General features: G+C 52.9%; 4 protein-coding genes. All 4 read left to right on the forward strand.

Annotated features, from left to right (window positions below; translation table 11 throughout):
• Nucleotides 1-992: Xaa-Pro dipeptidase (gene pepQ / locus QZF50_RS22870; protein WP_290389010.1), on the forward strand; the 992-nt coding region annotated here is incomplete at its 5' end.
• Nucleotides 992-1,606, forward strand: coding sequence for an IMPACT family protein (locus QZF50_RS22875; protein ID WP_001296979.1), 615 nt, complete (start codon nucleotides 992-994; stop codon nucleotides 1,604-1,606). The genes pepQ and QZF50_RS22875, both read left to right, overlap by 1 nt.
• Nucleotides 1,607-1,644: 38 nt before the next feature.
• The gene (gene trkH / locus QZF50_RS22880) at nucleotides 1,645-3,096 is read left to right on the forward strand and encodes a Trk system potassium transporter TrkH (protein WP_000545677.1); all 1,452 of its coding nucleotides are present in this window, start codon (nucleotides 1,645-1,647) and stop codon (nucleotides 3,094-3,096) included.
• Between the two features lie 11 nt (nucleotides 3,097-3,107).
• Nucleotides 3,108-3,653 carry a menaquinone-dependent protoporphyrinogen IX dehydrogenase gene (gene hemG, locus QZF50_RS22885; protein WP_000853970.1) on the forward strand — a complete coding sequence of 182 codons (546 nt, stop codon included), beginning with the start codon at nucleotides 3,108-3,110 and terminating at the stop codon, nucleotides 3,651-3,653.
• Nucleotides 3,654-3,959 lie beyond the last annotated feature (306 nt).

Genomic DNA, 3,959 nt, shown 5'->3' on the forward strand with positions numbered 1-3,959 from the left:
GCATTGGTAGCCTGCTGCCTGCTGCGCGCGGGAATATCGGTTATATCGGTCCGGTGCCGGAACGTGCGCTGCAACTGGGTATTGAGGCCAGCAATATCAACCCGAAAGGGGTGATCGACTACCTGCATTACTACCGCTCCTTCAAAACCGAGTACGAACTGGCCTGTATGCGTGAAGCGCAGAAAATGGCGGTCAACGGTCATCGCGCGGCAGAAGAAGCGTTCCGTTCTGGCATGAGCGAGTTCGATATCAACATTGCCTATCTGACCGCGACCGGTCATCGTGATACCGACGTACCTTACAGCAACATTGTGGCGCTCAACGAACACGCTGCGGTGTTGCATTACACCAAACTGGACCACCAGGCACCGGAAGAGATGCGCAGCTTCCTGCTGGATGCCGGGGCCGAATATAACGGCTATGCGGCTGACCTGACCCGTACCTGGTCGGCAAAAAGTGACAACGACTACGCACAGCTGGTGAAAGACGTAAATGATGAACAACTGGCGCTGATCGCTACCATGAAAGCAGGCGTCAGCTATGTGGATTACCACATCCAGTTCCATCAGCGCATCGCCAAACTGCTGCGTAAACATCAAATCATCACCGATATGAGTGAAGAAGCGATGGTCGAAAACGATCTCACCGGACCGTTTATGCCGCACGGTATTGGCCATCCGCTGGGCCTGCAGGTGCATGACGTAGCCGGTTTTATGCAGGATGATAGCGGTACGCACCTCGCGGCACCGGCAAAATATCCGTACCTGCGCTGCACCCGTATTCTCCAGCCGGGCATGGTGTTAACCATCGAACCGGGTATCTACTTCATTGAATCGCTGCTGGCACCGTGGCGTGAAGGGCAGTTCAGCAAGCACTTCAACTGGCAGAAAATTGAAGCACTGAAACCGTTCGGCGGCATTCGTATCGAAGACAACGTGGTGATCCACGAAAACAACGTGGAAAACATGACCCGGGATCTGAAACTGGCGTGATGGAAAGCTGGTTAATTCCTGCGGCACCGGTCACGGTCGTTGAAGAGATCAAAAAAAGCCGCTTCATAACGATGTTGGCGCATACCGATGGCGTTGAGGCGGCGAAAGCGTTTGTTGAATCGGTGCGGGCAGAACACCCCGATGCCCGCCACCATTGCGTGGCGTGGGTGGCGGGTGCGCCGGATGATTCTCAACAGCTGGGTTTCTCTGACGACGGGGAGCCGGCGGGAACGGCAGGTAAACCGATGCTCGCCCAGCTAATGGGCAGCGGCGTCGGGGAAATTACCGCTGTGGTAGTGCGCTACTACGGCGGCATATTGCTTGGCACCGGTGGGTTAGTGAAAGCGTATGGCGGCGGCGTGAATCAGGCGCTGCGCCAGCTAACGACCCAACGCAAGACGCCATTAACCGAATATACTTTGCAATGTGAATATAGTCAGTTAACCGGCATTGAAGCGTTGCTGGGGCAGTGTGACGGCAAAATTATCAACAGTGATTATCAGGCATTCGTTCTGCTGCGGGTGGCGCTTCCGGCGGCGAAAGTGGCTGAATTTTCCGCAAAGCTGGCGGATTTTAGCCGTGGTTCATTGCAATTGTTAGCGATTGAAGAATAATCCCCACTTCGTTTTGCAGAACTAAGGAAGCGGCAGAGATGCATTTTCGCGCCATTACCCGAATCGTTGGACTACTGGTCATCTTATTTTCAGGGACCATGATTATCCCTGGGCTGGTAGCACTCATCTACCGGGATGGAGCGGGCCGCGCTTTTACCCAGACCTTTTTTGTCGCCCTCGCCATTGGCTCTATGCTGTGGTGGCCGAACCGCAAAGAGAAGGGCGAACTGAAATCCCGTGAGGGGTTTCTGATAGTGGTGCTGTTTTGGACCGTGCTGGGTAGCGTCGGTGCGCTCCCTTTTATCTTCTCGGAAAGCCCGAACCTCACGATTACCGATGCGTTTTTTGAATCTTTCTCTGGCCTGACCACCACCGGGGCCACTACGCTGGTGGGGCTGGATTCGCTCCCTCATGCCATCCTCTTTTATCGCCAGATGCTGCAATGGTTTGGCGGGATGGGGATCATCGTGTTAGCGGTTGCGATACTGCCTATCCTCGGCGTGGGTGGGATGCAGCTCTATCGCGCAGAAATGCCCGGCCCGCTGAAAGATAACAAAATGCGCCCGCGAATTGCGGAAACGGCGAAAACCCTGTGGTTGATTTATGTCTTGCTGACCGTCGCCTGTGCGCTGGCGTTGTGGTTTGCCGGAATGGATGCCTTTGATGCCATCGGCCATAGCTTTGCGACTATCGCTATTGGCGGCTTCTCGACACATGATGCCAGTATCGGTTATTTCGACAGCCCGACTATTAACACTATCATTGCTATCTTCCTGCTGATCTCCGGCTGTAACTACGGTCTGCACTTTTCACTGTTAAGTGGGCGTAGTCTGAAGGTTTATTGGCGCGATCCGGAATTTCGCATGTTTATCGGCGTACAGTTTACGCTGGTGGTTATTTGTACACTCGTACTGTGGTTTCATAATGTCTACAGTTCGGCGCTGATGACAATTAACCAGGCGTTTTTCCAGGTGGTATCGATGGCGACAACCGCCGGGTTTACGACTGACAGCATTGCCCGCTGGCCGCTCTTTTTGCCGGTACTGCTTTTATGTTCAGCTTTTATCGGCGGTTGCGCCGGGTCAACGGGCGGTGGCCTGAAAGTGATCCGCATCCTGCTGCTGTTTAAGCAGGGGAACCGTGAGCTGAAACGACTGGTGCATCCGAACGCCGTCTATAGCATTAAGCTGGGGAATCGCGCACTGCCGGAACGTATCCTCGAAGCCGTTTGGGGATTTTTCTCCGCCTATGCATTGGTGTTTATTGTCAGTATGCTGGCGATTATCGCCACGGGCGTGGATGACTTTTCTGCCTTTGCCTCAGTTGTTGCGACATTGAATAACCTGGGGCCAGGGCTTGGCGTGGTTGCTGATAACTTTACCAGTATGAACCCGGTGGCTAAATGGATCCTGATTGCCAACATGCTGTTTGGTCGTCTCGAGGTCTTTACATTGCTGGTGCTCTTTACCCCGACTTTCTGGCGTGAATGATGGAGTAATACGTGAAAACATTAATTCTTTTCTCAACAAGGGACGGACAAACGCGCGAGATTGCCTCCTACCTGGCTTCGGAACTGAAAGAACTGGGGATCCAGACGGATGTCGCCAATGTGCACCGCATTGAAGAACCACAATGGGAAAATTATGACCGTGTGGTCATTGGTGCTTCTATTCGCTATGGTCACTACCACTCTGCGTTCCAGGAATTTGTCAAAAAACATGCGACGCGACTGAATTCGATGCCGAGCGCCTTTTATTCCGTAAACCTGGTGGCGCGCAAACCGGAGAAGCGTACTCCACAGACCAACAGCTACGCGCGGAAGTTTCTGATGAACTCGCAATGGCGTCCCGATCGCTGCGCGGTCATTGCCGGGGCGCTGCGTTACCCACGTTATCGCTGGTACGACCGTTTTATGATCAAGCTGATTATGAAGATGTCAGGCGGTGAAACGGATACGCGCAAAGAAGTTGTCTATACCGATTGGGAGCAGGTGGCGAATTTCGCCCGAGAAATCGCCCATTTAACCGACAAACCGACGCTGAAATAAGCACAAAGAATAAAAAATGCGCGGTCAGAAAATTATTTTAAATTTCCTCTTGTCAGGCCGGAATAACTCCCTATAATGCGCCACCACTGACACGGAACAACGGCAAACACGTTGCCGGGTCAGCGGGGTTCTCCTGAGAATCTCAACAGAGAAAAGCAAAAAATGCTTGACTCTGTAGCGGGAAAGCGTATTATGCACACCCCGCGCCGCTGAGAAAAAGCGAAGCGGCACTGCTCTTTAACAATTTATCAGACAATCTGTGTGGGCACTCGAAGATACGGATTCTTAACGTCGCAAGACGAAAAA

Origin of the sequence: uncultured Escherichia sp., from assembly GCF_948475835.1 — a bacterium.
Lineage (GTDB): Bacteria > Pseudomonadota > Gammaproteobacteria > Enterobacterales > Enterobacteriaceae > ECMA0423.

Coding starts and splice junctions, on each gene's coding strand:
- trkH (WP_000545677.1), top strand. CDS start 1,645: ATGCATTTTCGCGCCATTACCCGAATCGTTGGACTACTGGTCATCTTA.
- QZF50_RS22875 (WP_001296979.1), top strand. CDS start 992: ATGGAAAGCTGGTTAATTCCTGCGGCACCGGTCACGGTCGTTGAAGAG.